The 20810-nt window shown below is 38.4% G+C and carries 15 protein-coding genes; 7 read left to right on the top strand and 8 right to left on the bottom strand.

Annotation, left to right across the window (positions count from 1 at the left end; all coding sequences use genetic code 11):
* The first annotated feature begins 45 nt into the window (after nt 1–45).
* Entirely contained in the window at nt 46–2172 is a 2127-nt protein-coding gene (locus tag AC4G3L_RS14045) for an MMPL family transporter (protein WP_491077598.1), read from the top strand.
* A 204-nt stretch (nt 2173–2376) separates the two neighbouring features.
* On the top strand, nt 2377–4707 hold the full coding sequence (helD, locus tag AC4G3L_RS14040; protein ID WP_491077597.1) for an RNA polymerase recycling motor HelD: 2331 nt from the start codon (nt 2377–2379) through the stop codon (nt 4705–4707).
* Between the two features lie 65 nt (nt 4708–4772).
* Here helD and AC4G3L_RS14035 read toward each other — a convergent pair whose 3' ends face one another.
* The 7 genes from AC4G3L_RS14035 to AC4G3L_RS14005 form a co-directional block, all read right to left on the bottom strand.
* Entirely contained in the window at nt 4773–6044 is a 1272-nt protein-coding gene (locus AC4G3L_RS14035) for an ATP-binding protein (protein WP_491077596.1), read from the bottom strand.
* Nucleotides 6045–6189: 145 nt separating this feature from the next.
* Entirely contained in the window at nt 6190–8370 is a 2181-nt protein-coding gene (locus tag AC4G3L_RS14030) for an alpha-galactosidase (protein ID WP_491077595.1), read from the bottom strand.
* A 173-nt stretch (nt 8371–8543) separates the two neighbouring features.
* Complete coding sequence (locus AC4G3L_RS14025) at nt 8544–10004, bottom strand: S1C family serine protease (protein WP_491077594.1); 1461 nt, start codon at nt 10002–10004, stop codon at nt 8544–8546.
* 774 nt (nt 10005–10778) lie between these two features.
* A complete protein-coding gene (locus tag AC4G3L_RS14020) occupies nt 10779–12278 on the bottom strand; it encodes a HAMP domain-containing sensor histidine kinase (protein ID WP_491077740.1) in 1500 nt (499 codons plus the stop codon).
* Nucleotides 12265–12954 carry a response regulator transcription factor gene (locus AC4G3L_RS14015; RefSeq protein WP_491077593.1) on the bottom strand — a complete coding sequence of 230 codons (690 nt, stop codon included), beginning with the start codon at nt 12952–12954 and terminating at the stop codon, nt 12265–12267. The genes AC4G3L_RS14020 and AC4G3L_RS14015 overlap by 14 nt, the downstream gene beginning before the upstream one ends.
* An 80-nt stretch (nt 12955–13034) precedes the next feature.
* On the bottom strand, nt 13035–13733 hold the full coding sequence (locus AC4G3L_RS14010; RefSeq protein ID WP_491077592.1) for an ABC transporter ATP-binding protein: 699 nt from the start codon (nt 13731–13733) through the stop codon (nt 13035–13037).
* 11 nt (nt 13734–13744) lie between these two features.
* Nucleotides 13745–15262, bottom strand: a complete 1518-nt coding sequence (locus tag AC4G3L_RS14005) for an ABC transporter permease (protein ID WP_491077591.1) — start codon at nt 15260–15262, stop codon at nt 13745–13747.
* Nucleotides 15263–15553: 291 nt separating this feature from the next.
* Between AC4G3L_RS14005 and AC4G3L_RS14000 the strand changes: the two genes are divergently transcribed.
* The 4 genes from AC4G3L_RS14000 to dnaN all read left to right on the top strand — a co-directional run bounded on the left by AC4G3L_RS14000 (nt 15554) and on the right by dnaN (nt 19816).
* Nucleotides 15554–16720, top strand: a complete 1167-nt coding sequence (locus AC4G3L_RS14000; RefSeq protein ID WP_491077590.1) for an MFS transporter — start codon at nt 15554–15556, stop codon at nt 16718–16720.
* 87 nt (nt 16721–16807) lie between these two features.
* Nucleotides 16808–16972 (top strand): hypothetical protein, encoded by a 165-nt coding sequence (locus AC4G3L_RS13995; RefSeq protein WP_491077589.1) that lies wholly within the window; start codon nt 16808–16810, stop codon nt 16970–16972.
* A 351-nt stretch (nt 16973–17323) separates the two neighbouring features.
* Nucleotides 17324–18526 (top strand): MFS transporter, encoded by a 1203-nt coding sequence (locus AC4G3L_RS13990; protein WP_491077588.1) that lies wholly within the window; start codon nt 17324–17326, stop codon nt 18524–18526.
* A gap of 156 nt (nt 18527–18682) precedes the next feature.
* A complete protein-coding gene (gene dnaN / locus AC4G3L_RS13985) occupies nt 18683–19816 on the top strand; it encodes a DNA polymerase III subunit beta (RefSeq protein WP_491077587.1) in 1134 nt (377 codons plus the stop codon).
* Between the two features lie 63 nt (nt 19817–19879).
* On the opposite strand, the gene AC4G3L_RS13980 is transcribed toward dnaN, so the two are convergent.
* Entirely contained in the window at nt 19880–20122 is a 243-nt protein-coding gene (locus AC4G3L_RS13980; RefSeq protein WP_491077586.1) for a YkuS family protein, read from the bottom strand.
* A gap of 201 nt (nt 20123–20323) precedes the next feature.
* Between AC4G3L_RS13980 and AC4G3L_RS13975 the strand changes: the two genes are divergently transcribed.
* A complete protein-coding gene (locus AC4G3L_RS13975) occupies nt 20324–20602 on the top strand; it encodes an AbrB/MazE/SpoVT family DNA-binding domain-containing protein (protein ID WP_491077739.1) in 279 nt (92 codons plus the stop codon).
* Nucleotides 20603–20810 lie beyond the last annotated feature (208 nt).

Raw genomic sequence — 20810 nt, 5'->3', positions numbered from 1 at the left:
ACAGTAAAACTATATTCCAAAACTTACCCTAAAGGAGGAATACTATTGAAAAGATTATTAGCCGCACTAACAGATAGGGTTACTACTAAACGGGGCATGTGGATAACATTAATTGCATGGTTAGTGGTAACCTTAGGATTATTCCTATTTGCACCAAGTGCCAAAGATTATGATGTTTCGAGTATACAAACATTACCTGATGATGCAAAATCCGTTATTGCCAACGAAGAACTGAACAAATATTTTAAAGATGATCAGGGGGTCCCAGCCCTTTTAGTATTCTCGACTAAGTCAGGAAAAGCAGACACGCAGACAATAAGTCAAGCGATGGATGTGATTATTAAGGAAGATATAAAAGGAGTTAAGGAAGCTGTTCCTTTTTCTTCACTGCCTCCACAGGCGCAGGCACAATTCTTATCAAAGGATGGAACAACAGCTGTTATACCGCTTAACTTTGAAAGCTCACTTGAATCAAAAGAGATTCAAGCCGGTATTGAGGATATCTATGCTGCAGTAGAAGATACCACTGCTGATATGACATTCAAGATTACTGGACCGGCAGGAATTGCCTCTGATACATTGGGCTTATTTTCAAAAGCCGACCTGGTTTTATTATTTTCAACAGTTGGACTGATTTTAGTCCTGCTAATTGTTATTTATCGCTCCCCATTATTGGCACTTATTCCGCTTTTGGCTGCTGGTTTTGTGTATATAGTAGTGGATCAGTTGCTCGGAATAATGGGGAAAGCTGGTTTGGAAATGAGTACACAATCTCTTTCCATTATGACCATTCTATTATTTGCTGCTGTTATAGATTATTCTCTATTTGTCTTTGCACGATATCGAGAAGAACTGAAACGATATACCAGCAAGCATGAAGCAATGAGTTTGGCGATGCGAGAAACAGGCGAACCTGTTTTCTTCTCAGGCGGGACTGTTTTGGCAGCCATGCTTGTCCTATTCCTAGCTAAAAATGGAGATTACCAAAGCTTTGCACCTACTTTTGCAACAACGATGTTTATCATCATGATTGCGTCAGTGACGCTCGTTCCGGCTTTATTCACCCTATTTGGCCGAAAATCCTTTTGGCCTAAGATCCCTCAGGTTGGAGAAAGCAAGCAAACAAAAGCAACTTTCTGGTCCAGAACTGCAAACTTCGTTACCACCAAGCCTTTAATGGCAGGAGGAATTGTTTTTACAATTCTAATCATCTCTGCCTTAAACATATTTACTATCAAATATGAATTTGATACGGTTAAGGGATTCCCTGAGGATATGCAGTCTCGAGAAGGCTATGAGATTGTTGAAGAAAAGTTCGATAAAGGCGATCTTGCACCAACGACCGTTTTACTTAAGTCTGAGCAATCTATATCAAAGGACCAAAGTGAAAAACTTGCAAAAACACTTGAAGAACAAAATCTAGTGGCAAGTATACGCCAATCAGGTGCTACTGAAGATGGAAAAGCACTGCAGTACAACCTTTCATTTTCGGAAAGTCCATATGCATTAGAAACTTTAGATGCTTTAGAGACCATACGAGACAAATCAGATACGCTCTTAAAAGAAGCAGACATTGAAGGAAAGCTATACTTCGCTGGAGAAACGGCAACAAAAGTGGATGATCGAACCATTAATGATCGGGATATTATCGTGATTGTCATTGCAGAAACATTACTGATTTTAGTCTTACTGTTTGTTCTGACCAGATCCTTCAAAATGCCTATTTATATGATGGGAACGATTTTGCTATCCTTCCTGGCAGCTTTAGGCCTTGGAACCTTTTTAATAGATATCCTGTTTGGTATTGATGCTATTAACACTAGGGTACCACTGTATGCTTTCGTTTTCCTTGTAGCACTTGGTATTGATTATAATATCATCTTGATATCCAGATACAAGGAAGAACGTGAAAAACACTCTGTTAGAAAAGCGGTAGAAATCGCTGTGGCCAATACAGGCGGTGTCATCTCCTCCGCAGGGATCATTCTTGCGGCAACATTCGCCGTGTTAATGACACAACCAATTGCCGTATTGTTTGTTTTTGGTTTTATTGTAGCAATAGGCATTCTATTAGATACATTCCTTGTAAGAGGCCTGTTGCTTCCTTCTCTTATCCTGTTCTTTGAGAAAGATGCGGATCAACAGAAAGAAGTTCATTCAACTAATATGTAATCAATCCAAACCCATGCCCGGTATTGCTGGCAGGAATCGACTGTCATTCATACCGGGTTTTAATCTTTTATAATGTGGAAAAGAATAATTTAACTCGATACTCATCACAGTATACAAAATTCAACATTCGTATTTGCAGACTTAAACTTTCCCTAAAGTATCATAAGCTTTTTTTAAGATCCGATTTCGTCAGGAGGACACGATATGACCGAACAAAAATTAAATCAAGATGAAGAGCAACGGCTATCAACCATTATCAAGATAATTGATCATAAAACGAACATGCTGGAACAATCCTCAGGTGGGATAAAAGAAGAAGTCAGTCATATTCGAAAAACCTTTTGGGAGGATGTCACAGTCAATCTGGATAATGCGGAAGATGCAGTCGAAACACTGGCAAGCATTAAACAACAATCAGAATTGCTTTCAGAAAGGGAAAGAACCCAAAATCTGGTTACGAAGCAATTGAAAACATTGGACCTACTTAAAGACTCTCCCTATTTCGGCAGGATTGATTTTCATGAAGACGGTGAAGAACAAACGGATACAGTCTATATAGGAATTGCTTCTTTAATGGATCAAAACAACGAAAATTTCCTTATTTATGATTGGCGCGCCCCTATCTCGAGCTTATATTATGATTACTCTCCCGGTCCGGCTGAATATCAAACACTAGATGGGGCAATTACGGGCACCATGGAGCTAAAAAGACAATTTATCATAAAAAATGGACAGATGAAAAGCATGTTTGATACCGGTTTAACAATTGGCGATGAACTATTAAAAGAGGTTCTTGGTACCCATGCGGATAATCAAATGAAAAACATAGTTGCTACCATTCAAAAAGAGCAAAATAAAATTATTCGTAATGAACAAAGCAAGTATTTAGTCGTTCAGGGAGTTGCCGGAAGCGGAAAAACATCAGCTGCGCTTCAGCGTGTTGCCTTTTTACTGTATCGTTATTTAGGAAAAATTAAGTCAGATAATATACTGTTATTTTCTCCAAATCCTTTATTCAATAGTTATATAGCGACAGTATTACCTAATTTAGGTGAAGAAAATATGCAGCAAACCACCTTACACGATTATATCGATAAATATGCAGGAAAAGATTTTACGATTGAGGATCCATTTAAACAGATGGAATACGTATTAAAAAATGAAAATGGCGAATATGATCAAGCCAGACTGGAAGGAATCCGTTTCAAGGCCGGATTGCACTATAAACGAATAATGGATGAATATATAGAGCATCTCAGCATAAAGGATCTTAGGTTTAAAAACATCACTTTTCGAGGTGAAACACTTATTACATCGAATGAGATAGCAGCATACTTTTACTCTCTCGATTCACGTAATCCGATTTCAGCTCGTATACAGATCGTGAAAGAATGGCTGTTACGTGAATTGAATGAGAAGGAAAAAATCGAATATAAATGTGACTGGGTCGAAGATGAATTAGAGTTGTTGGAAACAGAAGAATATACAGAGAATTATATGGAGCTCGAGGCAAAGCAGCACAACTCAGAAGACACATTTATTGATTTTAACCGAGAAAAAGATGAATTGGCAAAAAAAATAGTTCAAACCTATTTTAATCCCATAAAAAGAGCCATTAAAAAACTAAAGTTTATCAACGTAAAGGCGATCTATACGAACTTTTTCATCAATGGCTATAAACATATTAAGGAGGCGGAATTCCCTGAGATGTGGCCACAAGTTTGTGAATACACCTTGAAACGGAGCAAACAAAACGAATTAGCCAATGAAGATGGAATAGGCTTTGTCTATTTAAAAGCAAAGCTGGAAGGACGAAAAACGGATAACCTGATCCGTCATCTATTTATTGATGAAGCACAGGACTATACACCCTTTCAATTCGCAGTCCTAAAGGAGCTATTTCCCGCCAGTAAAATGACGATATTAGGGGACTTTAATCAGGCCATTTATGCTCATTCCATTCATGCACCAACTTTGCTTTCTGATGAGCTTTATGACACGGATGAATTTGAAAAAATAGAACTGACGAAAAGCTACCGATCAACACGTCAAATAGTTGAATTTACGAAAGAGATACTGGATGAAGTTCAAATTGAACCGTTTAATAGAACTGGACCAAAACCTATCCTAAAAATAGTAAATAACAATTCCCAACGTACTCTTGCCATTAGCAGCCTGATCTCTTCTTTAGAAAAAGCAGGTCATCAAACGATTGCAATTATATGTAAAACCGAAGAAGAAACACGGGAAGCCTACGAACAATTATCCAAGAATCTAAATGTCCAGCTTATGGAGAAAAACACCTATTCATATAGTAAAGGAATTTTGATTCTGCCTTCTTATTTATCAAAAGGGATAGAATTTGACGCTGTCCTTATTTATGATGCCTCGAAAGAAACATATAGGCGTGAATTGGAAAGAAAATTATTCTATACCGCCTGTACAAGAGCTATGCATGAACTTTATCTCTTTAGTAAAGGGGAACTAAGTCCGTTTCTTAAGACCATATCACCTGAATTATATACGATTGACTGACTGATCAATAAAAAGACCTGATGGTCCCCTCCATTCAGGTCTTTATTGATCGTTTATGTTTTAATTCACATTGATTTCAGTTCATGTCCCGGAAAGTAGATGGTAAAGGTTGTACCTTCACCAGGTTTACTTTTAACACGTACGGCCCCTTTCATCGAATCAATAATTCTATACACTGCCATCATTCCAAGCCCTGTGCCTTCTACACCTTTTGTTGAAAAGTAGGGCTCACCCATACGCTTTATTTGTTCAGTGTTCATACCAATCCCCGTATCAACAATAATGATATCTACACCCTTCTTTTTTTTGACAGTAGTTAATGTAAGAATTCCTCCATGCTCCATTGATTCAATACCGTTTTTTAAAATATTCACAAAACATTGTTGAAATAATGGCCTCTCCCCCTCCACTATATAGGGAGACACGTCAATCTTAATGCTTACATTTTGCATATTCGCCAGCGGTTTTACGATATCAACCACCTTATTCAATTCTATTTGTATATTGATATGATCCTTACGGTCTATTTGTGGTTTAGCAAATGCCAAATAGTCGTTGATAATGGTCTCAGCTCGGTCTAATTCAGATAACGCAATATCAATAAACTGCTGTTTTTTTTCCTTCGTTAGATTCTCGTCATTTCTTAATAATTGCAGAAATCCTTTCGTAGCCGTTAATGGATTACGAACTTCATGAGAAATAGAAGCAGCTAAATGACTGACTGACTGTAATTTCTCTGTATCAATTAATTTATTTTTTAAATTTCTGCTTCTTTCCAGCCTTTCAATTGTATAAACCATCCATACCATTCCAAATGTAAATAATAGAACATATAAGAAACTGCTTTTTAGGCTGGATTCTTGAACATACATAAACGTAAAGATAATCATAATAGCCAAAGAGGAAATAAGCGCCGTTAAACTGGATGCAATCAATCGCTGATTAGTCATTAGTTTCTTATATCTTTCTTTAAAAATGGATGCAGCGAAAAAGGAAATAAGACCTGAAAAGAAGTAAAACCATTCAAATGAGGTGGTGTGAAGGAAAGATGCAATAAGTGTGATTATATACAAACCGACTCCAACTGAATACCGGCCATAATAAATACCAAGAATAATAGATATAGAGCTTAAACTAACCATCTCGGCACCAGGCGATGGTTCAACAGAGAAAAATAAAATATTTAATAGAATACTAATCGCTTGGCCTATCCCAACGATTATATAGTTAATCTCTCCCAACGCTCCATACTTTACATGCCAAAAGTAAATTAGCTGAATAATGATCAGGATGATAAATAGATTAATAAATAAATTTTCTATATATTCACTTGCCATCTAACTCTCCTTCTTAAACAGCGGTATACTTTAAAGTTTAGAGGAAAATATATCCAAAGTAAATTGTTAATTTTGATTTTTCTGTATATTCAACTCTTTCCTTCTGAATACGGACATCTATATTGGCATGCCATTACTTATCACATTAGGAAAATCTCCATAACATACTGCAATAATCACCTTTCATTTCAGGGATAGAAAGCCCCGCGTACATCAATTCATCTCCTCCATATAATAAGGAAGTATCTTTATCGATGTATTTTTTAACAGGATTTAATCCTCTTAACCTGAAGATACGAAATGGTTCTGCAGGCTGCGCCATCAGCCTGAAATACATAACAACCGTCTCAGATAAATCCGTACTGACAAATTGCCAAGCTGCCTGATTTCCCGCAAAAGGGCTAAGCAACCGATAAAACGTACCAAATTGAATAACAGAACGAATTTCTTTATACAATTTAATCTGTTCTTTAATGATTTCCTTTTCTGACTGGCTTAGTTTCGCAAGATCAAGTTCATATCCTAAATTTCCTGAAAAGGCAACATGTCCGCGCATGGATAAAGAAGTATGGCGGTGCACTTGATGATTAGGGCTAGCTGAAACATGTGCCCCAATCGATACTGGCGGATATACGAGGCTGGTTCCATATTGAATTTTCAACCTTGAGACAGCATCAGTATTGTCACTAGTCCACACCTGTGGCATATAAAAGAGCATTCCCGGATCAAATCTGCCTCCTCCCCCTGAACAATTTTCGAATAAAACGGTTGGGTGGCGGTTAGTTAATACCTCTAATATATAATAGAGTCCCAGCATATAGCGATGTTCTATTTCCCTTTGCCTTTCTGGTGGTAAAGCAGATGAACCAACTTCTGTCATATGACGATTCATATCCCACTTCACATAGCTGACAGGAGCGGATGATAAGACATCAGAGACAGCATCAATTATGTACTCACATACCTCACCCCTTGTTAAATCAAGGACCAATTGATTACGTCCCAGTGATTTCGGACGATTGGGAACATGTATACACCAATCTGGATATTTTCGAAATAGGTCACTATCCATAGATACCATTTCCGGCTCAAACCAGAGGCCAAATTTCATCCCCAGCTGATTAATCCGCTCAGCCAGCTTTTTTAACCCACCAGGCAATTTTTGTTCATCCACTTTCCAATCTCCAAGCGAGGACTTTGCGTTGTTACGTTTTCCAAACCACCCGTCATCCAAGACAAATAATTCAACACCAAGCTCCTTCCCTGCTTGTGCAAGCTGTTCAAGTTTATCGGAGTTAAATTTAAAATAAGTGGCTTCCCAATTATTTAACAATACAGGGCGCAGGCAATCTCTATATAGCCCTCTTGCCAAACGAAATCGATATAATTCATGATAAGTTCTTGACATATCGTTTAATCCTTTATAGGAATAAACCAAAACTGCTTCCGGTGTTTGAAAGGTTTCACCGACCTCCAAATACCAGCTGAAATTAAAGGGATTAATACCGATAGATAGACGCGTTGTTTCATACTGATCCACCTCTGCTTGTGCCAAAAAATTCCCGCTATAAACGAGGCTGAACCCGTATACTTCTCCATACTCTTCATTTGCATCTGGCTTTGCCAGACATACAAATGGATTATGCTGATGGCTGCTGGCCCCACGCGTGCTTTCGATGAGTTGGCTTCCAGCTGTCAAACGTTTTCTGGAAAGATTACATTCATTGGCATGAGCACCATATAAGGTCAGTAAGTCATAATCACTTTCCCTGAAATCAACGGAAGCGCTCATGGCTTTAAGAATTTTCACTGGTTTTTCTCCATAGTTGATAACCCGGACCGACCGAGTAATCACATTATCATTTTCATAAGTACAATACGTCAATATCGCTATAAGGCCTGTTTGTTCATCCATAAGCGTAATATCAATCGAAGTCGATTCCTTTGCATCCTCAACATAAGTAGCTGGTAAACCGGCTAATTCCCGTTTGCCCTTATAAATATGAAAATATTTATATTTTAAGTCTGTAATGGTTGTCCCATTTGGGAATTGGATTTGATAGGCTGGCGTACGAAAATCTGTATTTCCATGTGCGGGATATTCCTGAGGCAGTGTATCGAGAGAAAATGTCTTGTCAAACCCTTCTGGATTTGGAGAGAATAGACGGTATTTAAACTGTAACAGATTACTTTCATTGGACTCCTTAATCCTTCTTCCCCAATATAAATGTGCCAAATACGCATGATGGCAAATCTTTATAACATAGCTCATCTCACCTGCTTGCAGATGGAATAACTTTCGTCTAGGACAGTACGATATCCCCATTTTGTCCTCCCTGATTTCTTTTTCTCTTATTATATGAACACCAAAATAATAACTTGCTCTTAGTTAAGAAAAAAAGAAGCCCATATATCAGGCTTCAAAGCGAAATCTTCATCTATTTAAATAATGTCGCTTACCTAAGGGGACAAGGTAATGAACATTTATTCTCCAACTCATTATTTCTCAGTAACTGTAACGGATACGGTTTTTTCTGCTCCGTTTCTGTATAGCTTGATTTTAACTTTATCTCCATTATCAGCAGTGGTATACAGGTATTTTCTGAATTCTCCAAGTGTAGTGACTTCCGCATCATTGATTGCCACAATCACATCTTTAGCCTCTATACCTGCTTCAGCACCTGGAGAACCGATTTCCACCTGAGTTACGACTACACCATTTGTTATATTTTCCGGAAGTCTCAATTGTTGCTGCAAAACATATTGAGGAATTTCGGAAATAGATTGCAAACTTACACCAACATATGGCCGTTGAACTTTTCCATCAGCAAGCAAATCATTCACAATGTCTGAAACATCCTTACTTGGGATAGCAAACCCTATCCCTTCCACCTCTTCAGATGCTATTTTCATACTGTTGATACCGATAACTTGTCCTTCTGAATTGACAAGCGCTCCTCCACTGTTTCCGGGATTTATCGCTGCATCCGTTTGAATTGCATCCATATCCCATTCACCTGCTGAAGTGCTAACCGTTACTGTTCGTTGCAAGCCGCTTATGATACCTTGGGTTACTGATCCCGAGAAGTCAAGGCCCAATGGGTTCCCGATTGCTAATACTTGTTCACCAACGCTTAGCTTTTCGGAATCTCCAAATTCAGCTACTTTTGTGACTTTGCTTGCATCAATCTTTAATACAGCCAAGTCTGTTAATGGATCTGTACCTACTAATTCTGCCGTTATTCTTGTTCCTTCTGCCAAAGACACTTCAATCGTATCTGCATTTTCGATAACATGATTGTTTGTCACGATGAATGCATCTTTTCCAGATTTTTTAAATATAACCCCTGAGCCTGTGCCGCTCTCCTGATTGCTATTTGATTCCTCATTTATTGCTGGTTGGCGGTATTCGTAGTAATCAGTGGCATTCTGTATATTAACAATACCTACTACAGCTGGAGATACTTCTTCAATCATTTGAATTAGTTCAGAAGTCGTTTTCGTTGTATCTATAATTTTCAGGCCATCTTCACTATTTACTTTATCATTTGTAGCGATAGCTGTTTTAACAGAGCTGGCTTCGTCTGGAAGTAGCCCTGATAAATCTACAAAGCCAAAGTAAGAACCTACGCCCAGTGCCACTGTTCCGCCTAGAATCGCGGTGATGACCGGCGTCAGCCATCTGTTTATTTTTTTCTTTTTTCCAGCCGTCCTTAGCTCTATTTCTTCACTCGAAGCAAGAGACTGTGGTTGTGGCAGGGGATCATTTACGATACTCTTTTTTTCAAGGACTCTCTCTTCGCCATTTGACGAACGTAATTCATGATACCCACGGTACGAAAGGAATTCCTTTTCAATCTCTTGTTCGTTTTGCATCTCAGGCTTCTGGTTTCTATCTTGATTAGCAGCATCTATTGGTTTATCAAAATGTTCATAATCATGGTGATTATTGTTTTCCATCAAAATTCCTCTCCTTGCAAATTAGACTGTCTATTTAATATATTACGATAATTATAGTGAAATTGCATTTCTGTTCATTCATTACACTGTCTACTATACTAACTGTATGTGTCAACAAAATGTCAAATATACGTAATTTTTTCATTTTAAATAAAAAGCTGCCGGTCTCTCATTGGCAGCTTTAGCATTAGTTATGTTTTTTGTAATCTAGCTTCAACTCCTAGTCCCTCGAGTCATAAGCAAATACTCTACAGGAGAAGCCCCCTCCCTTCGAGTATTGGTCTTATGCTTCTAAGGACTGAACAGTCGTTTCAGCTTTTTGGGCAATCTAGCTTCAACAGATAGAAGCTCAGGAGGCCTACAGGATGTTGGTCATGAGGACATTGCCACAGGACGTGGCGAATTTAGTCTTCGTTCCTTAATTCAAGCCGTTTCAGCACTTGGTGTAATCCGGCTTCAGGGCCTAGGAGTTCGGGACATAAGCATAGCCACAGCGGAGGCCTACAGGATGTTGGTCACGAAGACGTTGCCACAGGATGTGGCGTTCTTAGTCTTTGTTCCTTTAACCCTCCCTCCGTGCCTCTGTCTTATGCTCATCGCGGGCCTACAGGATGTAGGTCATGAAGACGTTGCCACAGGACTTGGCGAATTTAGTCTTCGTTCCTTAATTCAAGGCCCTTCAGCACTATAGTAATCCGGCTTCAACGGCTAGAAGCTCAGGACATAAGCATAGCCTCTTCCGGAGGGAAGAACACCTCCTTCTGAGCCTCTGTCTTATGCTCCTCGCTTCTGGGCAAGCCGTTTCAGCACTATAGTAAAGGTTGTACCTTTTTTACTGCTATTTGTTAATACCAAATCACCATCCATGGCTTTGGCCAGCATTCTGCTGAATGGCAATCCCAGTCCTAAGCCACGGACTTTGTATTTTTTTTCTTCGCCGCGATAAAAACGTTCAAATATTAAGTCTTGTTCAGCAAGAGGCACTCCCGAACCGCTGTCCTCTACATCAATGACGGCAAAATCTTCGTCACGCTTATAGACACGAACCTCTATTGTTCCCTCTCCTTGAATGGCTTGCTTGGCATTATTCATAAGGTTAATGATAATTTGCTGCAAACGGAGAGGATCCGCCGATACTATCATGTCTTCCTTGGGTTGTTTCATAGTAACCTTAACAAGTTGATCCTCCTGTACAATTTCCCATTGATAGATCATTTCTTTTATGATTTCCCCGATTTGAATCGATTTTCTATTAACTGGGATTGCATTGACCGTAAAAGAGTTGAACTCCAATAGATCCCCCACCATTTTTTGCATACGAGTTGTTTCCTGTAAAGAGATCCCCAGAAACTCTTTTGCTTCTTCTCCTGTTACAACTCCATCATTAACAGCCTGAAGTAAACCACTGATTGATGTTACAGGAGTCTTCAATTCATGCGTAACGCCTGCCAGCAATTCTGCTCTCATAGTTTCCAACTGCTCCAATTTAATCGCCATTTCTTTAAAGGAGTGGACAAGATCATACACTTCCTGTTCGTTTACCTCTACCTCTTCAATAAGTTCAATATTATAATTGCCTTTTTGAACCTGTTTAGCTGCTTCAGCTACATTCGCAATCGGCTTAACCAGTCGTTTGGATAAAAAGTAAATCGCAACCCATCCAAGCAAGGCCAAACTTAAAATCATAATCAAAAGTAATTTGTATTCCTGATCTACTGCCGTTAACTCAGCCTCGGATTGCATAACTACAATCCAACTAAACACCGTATCATTCACAACAAGAGGCCGCTTGACAAGATAATAATCTTTACCTCCAATATTGTTTAGCTGTTTGACTTCATCCTGACTATTAAGCAGTGCAGGTGAAAATGAAGATACATTAAGGTGGTTACTAGAACGATTTTCGATTACTATTTTTCCATTGACATCCACTACATAAATAGAAGGATTACCGCTAACCTCCAATAGTTTTTTTCGATTTGAAAAAACTTCGGGATTCTGCTCTGGCAGGATGTCAGTGCCAACTGTCTGATCCAGTATCCGCGCTGCTACTTCCTCTGCCAAGTATTTATTAATATCAAGATTCTTATTAAGTGTGGATTGCCTGATAATGATACCTGAAACAAATCCTATGACGATAAGGCCAATAAACAGGGTTACCAGATATCGTGTCGTCCAGTATTTCAACAAACTGACACGTTTAGTCGGATGACTCTTCTTTTTTAGATCCAAGTGCTTCAAAAAATCTATTTGTAGTTTATTATTTTTTTTCATAGACACTTAATTGATACCCCAATCCTCGCAGTGTTTTAATTTCTCCTTCAGATGCAGGCCAGTTTTGCAATGACTTTCTCAATCTTTTAATGGACAAATCAACTGCTCGGTCGCTCCCTTCGTAGTCCAACCCCCATACATGATCAATTAATTGATCTCTCGTAAATAGTTGATTTGGGTGCTGAGCCAGGAAGATTAGCAGAGAAAGATCACGTGGTGTTAAATCAAGCTCCACTCCATTTAATGTAACGCTATGTGCTTTTACATTAATGCATAATGCACCATAGTGTTTCTTCTCCTTATCATCAATAACTTGTACTGATCTTCTCAAAACTGCCTGGACGCGGGCAACTACTTCATCACCAATGAAAGGTTTAGTGATATAATCGTCGGCCCCCTCATTCAAGCCTGCGAGCCTGTAATTGATATCGCCAAGTGCCGTGAGCATGATAACAGGGCATGCGCTTTTTGTACGAATTTCTTTTAATATATCCCATCCACTCATACCTGGAAGCATAACATCTAACAAAACAAGATTAGGTTGAAATTCTTCAAATTTAGCAATTGCTTCACCACCTGTAAATACTTGTTCAACTTCGTAGTTCACTTTCTTCAAGTATGCCTTTAGAACCTGGCTGATGGCCTTTTCATCTTCCACAATCAAAATCTTTTGCATCTAGTGCTCACTCCTCAGGGTAAAAAGATAGGACAAAAATCCCCGATATCTCGGAGATTTCCATTAAAATATACATTCACTTATCGGGGCAATTGTTCGTTTATATTATTTACAATCATGATTTGACCTTTAGAAAGGCGAATCGTTTGATCTGCAATTTCAGCAATATGTTGATCGTGCGTAACGATAATCACACATTTATTTTCCTCATGTGCCAGCTGCATAAATAACTTAATGATGTCTTGAGCAGTATCCTCATCAAGATTTCCGGTCGGCTCATCCGCAACGATTAACTCTGATTTACAGCAAAGGGCACGGGCAATGGAGACACGTTGCTGCTGTCCGCCACTCAATGTCAGTACCTTTTGTCCCGCCTGTTTTTCATCGATACCCACTTTCCTAAGCATCTCAAGTGCATACTGTTTTTTGTCCTTAACCTTATTGCCGGTAATCTCCATGGCTGTAATGACATTTTGTAATGCAGTCATATAAGGTAATAAATTATAAGCTTGAAAAACAATTGATACATATTTATTTCGAAAAGTCGTATATCCAATTTTTCTAATATCTTTACCTTCGTATAAGACCTGTCCGTCTTTCGGAGCATCTAACGCGCTTGCTAACGCCAGCAGCGTGGTTTTACCCGAACCGGACGGACCGACTATAGCATAAAACAGTCCCTTATTAAAAGATACATTAATTTTCTTTACTATATCATGCTGTTTGTTATTATGTCTGTACCAATAACTTAGATCCTTAAACTCCAATAATGCGCTCATTTATATTCCTCCTAATCCTGTCTTGAAAGTATGGCCTTTGGCTGTAATCGAAGTATGGATAATGATGGGATCAATGTAGCCAGGATGGCAATCAGTAAACCAATACTGGATAATTTACCAAGATCAGAGGCTGTCACTTTAACGTCTAAATCATCCACTTGAGCTGTTTCTGCCTGTGGCTGATTTGGCCCTCCAGGACCGTTTCCTCCGCCTCCCATTCCTGGACCCATACCGCCTCCCATTTGCATTCCTTTACCACCAAATGGATCATTTGTGGATTGTGTCTCCGTTTCAACTTGCTGGGACAATAATTGGTCACCAATTTTATCAGCTGCTAGATTACCAGTTACGGAAGATATACCAAGAGCAAACACAGCAATAATTAATATTTCAACAATAAATTGTCCAATCAGCTTGCTTTTCTTCTCTCCGATGGCAAGCAGTACACCCATCTCGTATTTCCGTTCCCGGATACCAAGCATGACTATCAATCCTAGAATGATAGCACCCGCGATGGTTACAAGATACACAACGTTCTTAGAGAAGGAGGCTACATTGTTAATCGGTTCAACCATTTGTTGATATAACTGATCATTAGCATCCAATTTAAATACATCCGTATTAATGGCTCCGGTCGCTTCCGCATCCTTAATAAAAGAATCCGTATCTGCCGGATCATTCATATAATAAACTGCACTTTCGATTGTATCCTCATAGTCTTCACCCTTTAGTTCATTGACAAGTGTGTATGGTACATATACTTTGTTATACGGATTCATGGCAGCAAAATTCATCATACCTGAATCCGTTGATGCTGAAGAAGTTTTATAAATACCAATTATCTCAACTTCAACCGTCGTATCTTCATCTGTTGCAGAAGCTACCTCTAATTGGTCCCCGACAGCCAATTCATTTTCCTCAGCCAGTGTCTCTTCAATAATGGCTACCTTTTTAGTTAAATGATTATCTGAAATATGAGAGCCTTCTATCATTTCGGCCTCTCCATCCATAAATTCGCTTGTTGTATCTGTAAAAGCGACTCCTTGAAGACTAATATCGGCATCTGCCATACTTGGACCGCCGCCTCCTCCAAATCCCGGAGCTTGGCCATTCTGGTTCGTTTCATTTGTTGTACTTGTTGACTCTGTTTCGATTGGGTCAAAGTTTTCAGCTATTGCAAATGTAGTAGAATAGTAGTTATATCCTTTAATCTGTGACAATGATAATAACTCATTTGCATCGCTAACCGCGACCGGCTCTTCCATCAATCTAACAGGTTCTCTACTTTCTCTGTTTTCTTGATTTTCTCGCTCCTGCCGTTGCTGTTCCATTAATTTTTCTCGATCTGCACTTAGTGTGACTTCACTGCCAAGACTTTGTTTTGCGAGCTCTGCTGATTTATTTGCTGCTGTCTGAATGGAAAGACCTGATAAAACTAACACACAGATAGCAGTAAATATAACCAACTGTAAAATGCTCTTCCCTTTTCTGGCTTTTACACTTAAAAAAGCCCTTTTAATAAAATTCATCTTATTCATCCTCTCTGAAAATCTATAACAGTTATATAGTTCGAAAAGCTTTTCTATAATTAAACTATAGGACCATCATGTGTCAGTAAAATGTCAGATAAAACATAAAATGTTATTTTATAAGCCCACTATATTTTTTTGAAAGTCTTTACAATTGACGTTTGAAATACTGATTTTGTACAGTTGAAAGGAACATAACTATAACTTAACCGCTTAATACATAAATCAGTTTTACATTCTGAGCACTTTTACTCCATTCAAGCTTTTTGAGCGGTTATAGAGGAGAAACGTATGGAAAATAGAAAAGTATTGCCCCTTTTGTTCCTGGTCATGTTTTTAGTTATGGTTGGCTTCGGCATTATCATACCGGTCCTGCCATTCTTGGCAGAAAAGGTAGGAGGCACGCCCACCCAGCTTGGTTTCTTAATGGCGGTTTATTCTTTAATGCAATTATTTTTTGCTCCTGTTTGGGGGAAAGTTTCGGATCGGATTGGCAGAAAACCAGTTATGATGATTGGCATTTTAGGGCTGGCTTTATCATTCTTCATCATGGCAGCTGCCGATTCATTATGGCTCATGTTTGTCGCACGGATTATTGGCGGAATCCTTTCTTCTGCCAATATGCCAACCACGATGGCCTATGTAGCAGATATTACGACTGAAGAAAATCGAGGAAAAGGAATGGGGATTATCGGTGCTGCAACTGGTTTAGGCTTCATTTTCGGTCCGGCAATTGGCGGGGTCCTTTCAAAATCAAGCTTAAATACCCCTTTCTTGATTGCTGGAATTCTATCAACTTTCACATTCCTGTTAGTTCTTATTATCCTGAAGGAATCCTTGCCTGCGGAGGAGCGGGGAAAACAGAACTCGATAAACGAATCAATATGGAAGAACTTTACAGGCGCAGTTTCCATTCTTTTCATACTTCAATGCATAGTATCTTTGTCAATGGCTGGCCTCGAAACAACTTTTGCTTATTTTGCCGCTAAAAAGGCGGGAATTAATACCGTTCAACTAGGCTATATGTTTATGGTAATGGGATTTGGGAGCGCAATTGTGCAGGGCGGACTCATTGGAATCATGACAAAGAAATGGGGAGAAGGCCGAGTCATTCAAATTGGGCTAGTCGTATCAATTATTGGATTTACCCTGATCTTATTCAGCAATAGTTTCTGGACAGCTACGATCTTTTTAACCATCTTTGGTTTGGGTAACGGGGTCATTCGCCCAGCTGTTACTGCATTGCTGACAAAGACTTCAACAGGGGGACACGGCGGCTCAACCGGACTTCTATCATCCTTTGATTCCCTGGGCAGAATCATTGGCCCTCCACTGGGAGGTTTATTGTACTCATACTCCATCGGGCTTCCTTATATTTCAGGAGCGATTCTTTCTGTAGGAGCACTTTTGCTTTATCAGGTTTACCATGCTCAAGTGAGAAAGGTTCAAGCTTTATAATGAATACTGATTAATTGCCGTTGGTTTTGCACCAACGGCTTTTTTATTTCAAAAAAGACAATCTTATGTTCCATAAAGAGGCACCCATTGGATTTTTCCGGATTGGCTGGATTCTACTTGCTTTCGGCTGGATTTTCTCCTGGTTTGGCTGGATTCTTCCTGCTTTCGGCTGGATTCGCTACTGGAGCGGCAATTCTTCCTGCCTTCCGCTGGATTCTACTTGCATCGCCTCAAATCATCCGCCTATTTTAGATAGAATAGGTTAATTACCGACATTTCCTTTCAACTATTTTACTTGATTCTACATTCCGTCCGTATTATAGAAGGAATTTTGAGTGAATTATAGAATAGGTATATCACAGAGAGCATTTGGCAAATGTACGATTCAAGATAGGAATCCTCTTAATCCCTGCCTATAAAATTAAAATAAATTGATTACTCATCCAGGTGAATAATAATTTTTCACCACTTAAAATAAAATCTTGATAAATCTATTCCCCCAAGATTTATCTACTTATGAATGTGAGGAATACATTTCATGAAGAGTCCAATTTAAATCCCCCCTTCGATTGAAAATAATAATCGGAAGAATGGGGGATTCAAATGAATAAAAATTTCAGCTTATTACTTACTGGTCAATCGCTGGCCAATATGGGTGACATTCTTTATACAGTGAGCATAATTAAGTTAATTTTTTCTTTAACCGGCTCAGCAACCGCAGCGTCTTTTGTACCATTTACGATCACAACATGCATGTTCATATCCAGTCTATTAACACCTCTGTTATTCGGGAAAATCAGCCTAAAGTGGTTAATGACCGGTTCACAAATCGGGAAAACTTTTCTGCTAGTCCTTTTAGGTTTCTTGTTAATCGTAATAACAGTTGCTAACTTTTATTGGGTATTTTTACTCATCGGGTTGATTGCATTGCTTGATGGGTGCGCCAATCCAATCAGACAAACGCTGATTCCCCACTATGTGAACGCTGAACAGCTGCTAAAAGCGAATGGAATCAGTGAATCAGTCACCCAATTTATCCAGAGCATCATGTGGTTCATAGGCAGTTTATTCTTGACAATCTTAAGTTCACAACAGTTGATATGGGTTGTCGGATGCCTATTTGCCCTAGCCAGTATTTTTCTTTCGTTTTTGGAAAATGTCCCTAGCAAACAACCCATCAAACAAGGAGGGAAGCTAGCACAAGTTCAAAAAGGCTGGAGTACAATATCGTCGACACCCATATTGAGACAAATTGTAAAGGTAGATATTCTTGAGACGATTGCAGGGACAGTCTGGATCGCGGCGATTGTCCTGGTATTTGCCAACGAGGTCTTAAATAGTGATGAAAAATGGTGGGGGTTTATTAACGGTGCATACTTTTTCGGTTTAATAGCAGGAAGCATCTACTGTGTGAAACACTCCTCCTTTATCGAAAAAAGATTAGGGAATGTCATTCTACTAAATTCGTTGGCGACATTCCTTATAACGGTGCTATTTAGCATAAATAGCATTCCCATAATCGCTTTATGTCTATCTCTATGCGTAGGTATTTTTGGACAAATAAAGAACATACCGCAGCAAACAATCATCCAATCCAGTGTAGCGAAGAAAGAATTATCAACGGTATATACTTCTTTAGGATCTGTCTCTACCGGTATTTTTGGCATTTCTTCTTTACTCATGGGAATCATGGCAGATTTAATGGGAGTGAGATCTGTATTCCTGATTTCTGGCCTGTTACTTGCCTTGGCCAGTATCATCATTTTTAAAAATAAGAAGCTATTCATCAGAAATGTTATAGAGTAAACAATTATCGTGCGGAGCACCAGGAAGACATCCAGTGCCCGCACTTTTTTAAAAGAGGGTACGACTGCCTGAAATTATCCATGCTGAAGGAAGGAATATGATTTTTCATAGAGAATAGAATATATATCAAAATAATTAAGGACATGGAGATTTCTTATGGAATTTATAATAGATAAAGAGTATTTCAATCGGGCATTATCTGATGTTAGCAGAGCAGTAACAACGAAATCACTATTACCAATTTTGAGTGGGATCAAAATAGTAGCCCATCCAGATGGTTTAACTTTGATTGGCAGCAATACAAATATAATAATAGAAAATAAAATCCCCTTAGAAATGAACGGAAAGTTCGTTTTAAAAGTAGTAGAACCAGGCTCTGCAGTCCTTCCAGCTAAGTATTTGTGTGAAGTGGTAAAAAAATTATCAGAGGATATTCATATTAAGGTAAATGGAAATAAAACTGCCAATATTCAATCAGGCCAAGTCATGGTCTACTTAAATGGATTAAATCCTGGCGAATATCCCACTTATCCTTCAATTGATGCAGATCCTTTTATACAGATAAACAGCTCTACCTTAACGGAAATAATCAATCAAATGACTTTTGCAGTTTCCAATAGTGAAACTAGACCTGTCCTAACTGGCGTTAATATGTCTTTTAAAGCTAATAAGCTTACTTGCATTGCGACTAATTCACATCGACTGGTTTTAAGGGAAATACCTATACACTCACGAATTGAAGCTTCTTTTATTGTTCCTGGAACCAGCCTTACTGAGCTCACAAAATTACTGAATAGGGAAGAAGCTTTTATACAGTTTTACATAACAGACAACTATATCGTATTCAAATCACCAACTACCTCTTTATATTCCAGACTTATTGAAGGTAATTTCCCAGGCATATCTAAACTAATACCAATCGAATCAAAAACTGTTATCACACTGGATACGGAAAAGCTATTAAAGGGAATTGATCGGGCTCGCCTGTTTGCAAGTGTATGGAAAAATAACAATATATTTATTGAAATGCGAAATGGTAAACAACTAAAGATTTCTTCTAACTCAACAGAAATGGGGAAAATTGTAGAGATCCTGGATATCAATATGGTTCAAGGTGATAAAGAGTTAAGCATTACTCTTGATGGAGATTTTCTGCTCGATGCCTTAAAAGCTATTAAAGAAAAAGAAATAAAATTAAGTTTTGACGGATCTTTTAGACCAGTTTTGATTGAACCTGTTAACAACCCATCTTATCTTCACCTCATTTCACCAGTACGATCATATGGATAAAAATAATTTTCCTTCTATAACATAAAAATAACGGCTGCTTATTCAGAGCAGCCGTTATTTTGTTTACAGAATTTTGTTTTCAACTGCCTGACACACTTCCTCAGCAGTAAGACCGTCAGCATTAATGACTGAACCTTGCATTACAGTATCCTGCATACCCATTACGTTATGATCCAGGCCTGATACAACACAGCAATCGCACCCTTCTGTGTCATTTTCCTGTTTTAATTCAATCACATTATGTCCTTTATCACGTAAAGCTTGTTGAACATCTGATAAAGATTGCTCCACACCAATTTTAGCCATAACATCCACCTCCTTCTTCTGTAAATTGTCCATTTGTACGACAATTTATTCAAAGTTAAGTCGAATGATCAGCCTATAAATAACATTATATCTAACAAAGTATCTTTGTATTACAATCTTGTTAATATTTGAGCAAATCCATTTACAATTAACCAAAATAATACTATTATTCTATAAAAAGGAAAGAAGAGTGGTGTGAAGATGAAATCTACAGGGATTGTTAGAAAAGTGGACGAACTCGGAAGGATTGTACTCCCGATTGAACTAAGAAGAACTCTGGATATTAACATAAAAGACTCTATCGAGATTTTTACGGATGAAGATAAAATTATCCTACAAAAGTACACTCCAGGTAAAGCATGTGCCATTACCGGAGAAGTGAGCAATCAAAATATTTCCCTCGCCAATGGAAAACTTATATTAAGCCAGGAAGGTTTACGAATTTTAGGTTCTGAATTAAACCGAATCATGGAACGGTAAAAGACATTTTTTTCGCCTTTTACCTCGAATTCAAGAGACTTTTATACCGCCCTTATCGTCCACCAATGGAAATTCCAGGATATAAAATAAACCTTGATTCGTTAATTTAATTTGCGGATTAACTGGCAGTGCCAAAAATTGATTCTGAGGGTTTATCAATACATGAAGCATTAATAGAGTAATCAATATACTATGCCTTAAGGTCAAA

The sequence above is a fragment of the Bacillus sp. z33 genome (assembly GCF_058313615.1).
The sequence above is the reverse complement of the archived record's forward strand: the minus strand, read 5'-3'. Positions and strand labels throughout refer to the sequence as shown.

Coding starts and splice junctions, on each gene's coding strand:
- AC4G3L_RS13975 (WP_491077739.1), top strand. CDS start 20,324: ATGAAATCTACAGGGATTGTTAGAAAAGTGGACGAACTCGGAAGGATT.
- AC4G3L_RS14030 (WP_491077595.1), bottom strand. CDS start 8,370: ATGGGGATATCGTACTGTCCTAGACGAAAGTTATTCCATCTGCAAGCA.
- AC4G3L_RS14010 (WP_491077592.1), bottom strand. CDS start 13,733: ATGAGCGCATTATTGGAGTTTAAGGATCTAAGTTATTGGTACAGACAT.
- helD (WP_491077597.1), top strand. CDS start 2,377: ATGACCGAACAAAAATTAAATCAAGATGAAGAGCAACGGCTATCAACC.
- AC4G3L_RS14015 (WP_491077593.1), bottom strand. CDS start 12,954: ATGCAAAAGATTTTGATTGTGGAAGATGAAAAGGCCATCAGCCAGGTT.
- AC4G3L_RS13990 (WP_491077588.1), top strand. CDS start 17,324: ATGAATAAAAATTTCAGCTTATTACTTACTGGTCAATCGCTGGCCAAT.
- AC4G3L_RS14000 (WP_491077590.1), top strand. CDS start 15,554: ATGGAAAATAGAAAAGTATTGCCCCTTTTGTTCCTGGTCATGTTTTTA.
- AC4G3L_RS14025 (WP_491077594.1), bottom strand. CDS start 10,004: ATGGAAAACAATAATCACCATGATTATGAACATTTTGATAAACCAATA.
- AC4G3L_RS13980 (WP_491077586.1), bottom strand. CDS start 20,122: ATGGCTAAAATTGGTGTGGAGCAATCTTTATCAGATGTTCAACAAGCT.
- dnaN (WP_491077587.1), top strand. CDS start 18,683: ATGGAATTTATAATAGATAAAGAGTATTTCAATCGGGCATTATCTGAT.
- AC4G3L_RS14020 (WP_491077740.1), bottom strand. CDS start 12,278: ATGAAAAAAAATAATAAACTACAAATAGATTTTTTGAAGCACTTGGAT.
- AC4G3L_RS14005 (WP_491077591.1), bottom strand. CDS start 15,262: ATGAATTTTATTAAAAGGGCTTTTTTAAGTGTAAAAGCCAGAAAAGGG.
- AC4G3L_RS14035 (WP_491077596.1), bottom strand. CDS start 6,044: ATGGCAAGTGAATATATAGAAAATTTATTTATTAATCTATTTATCATC.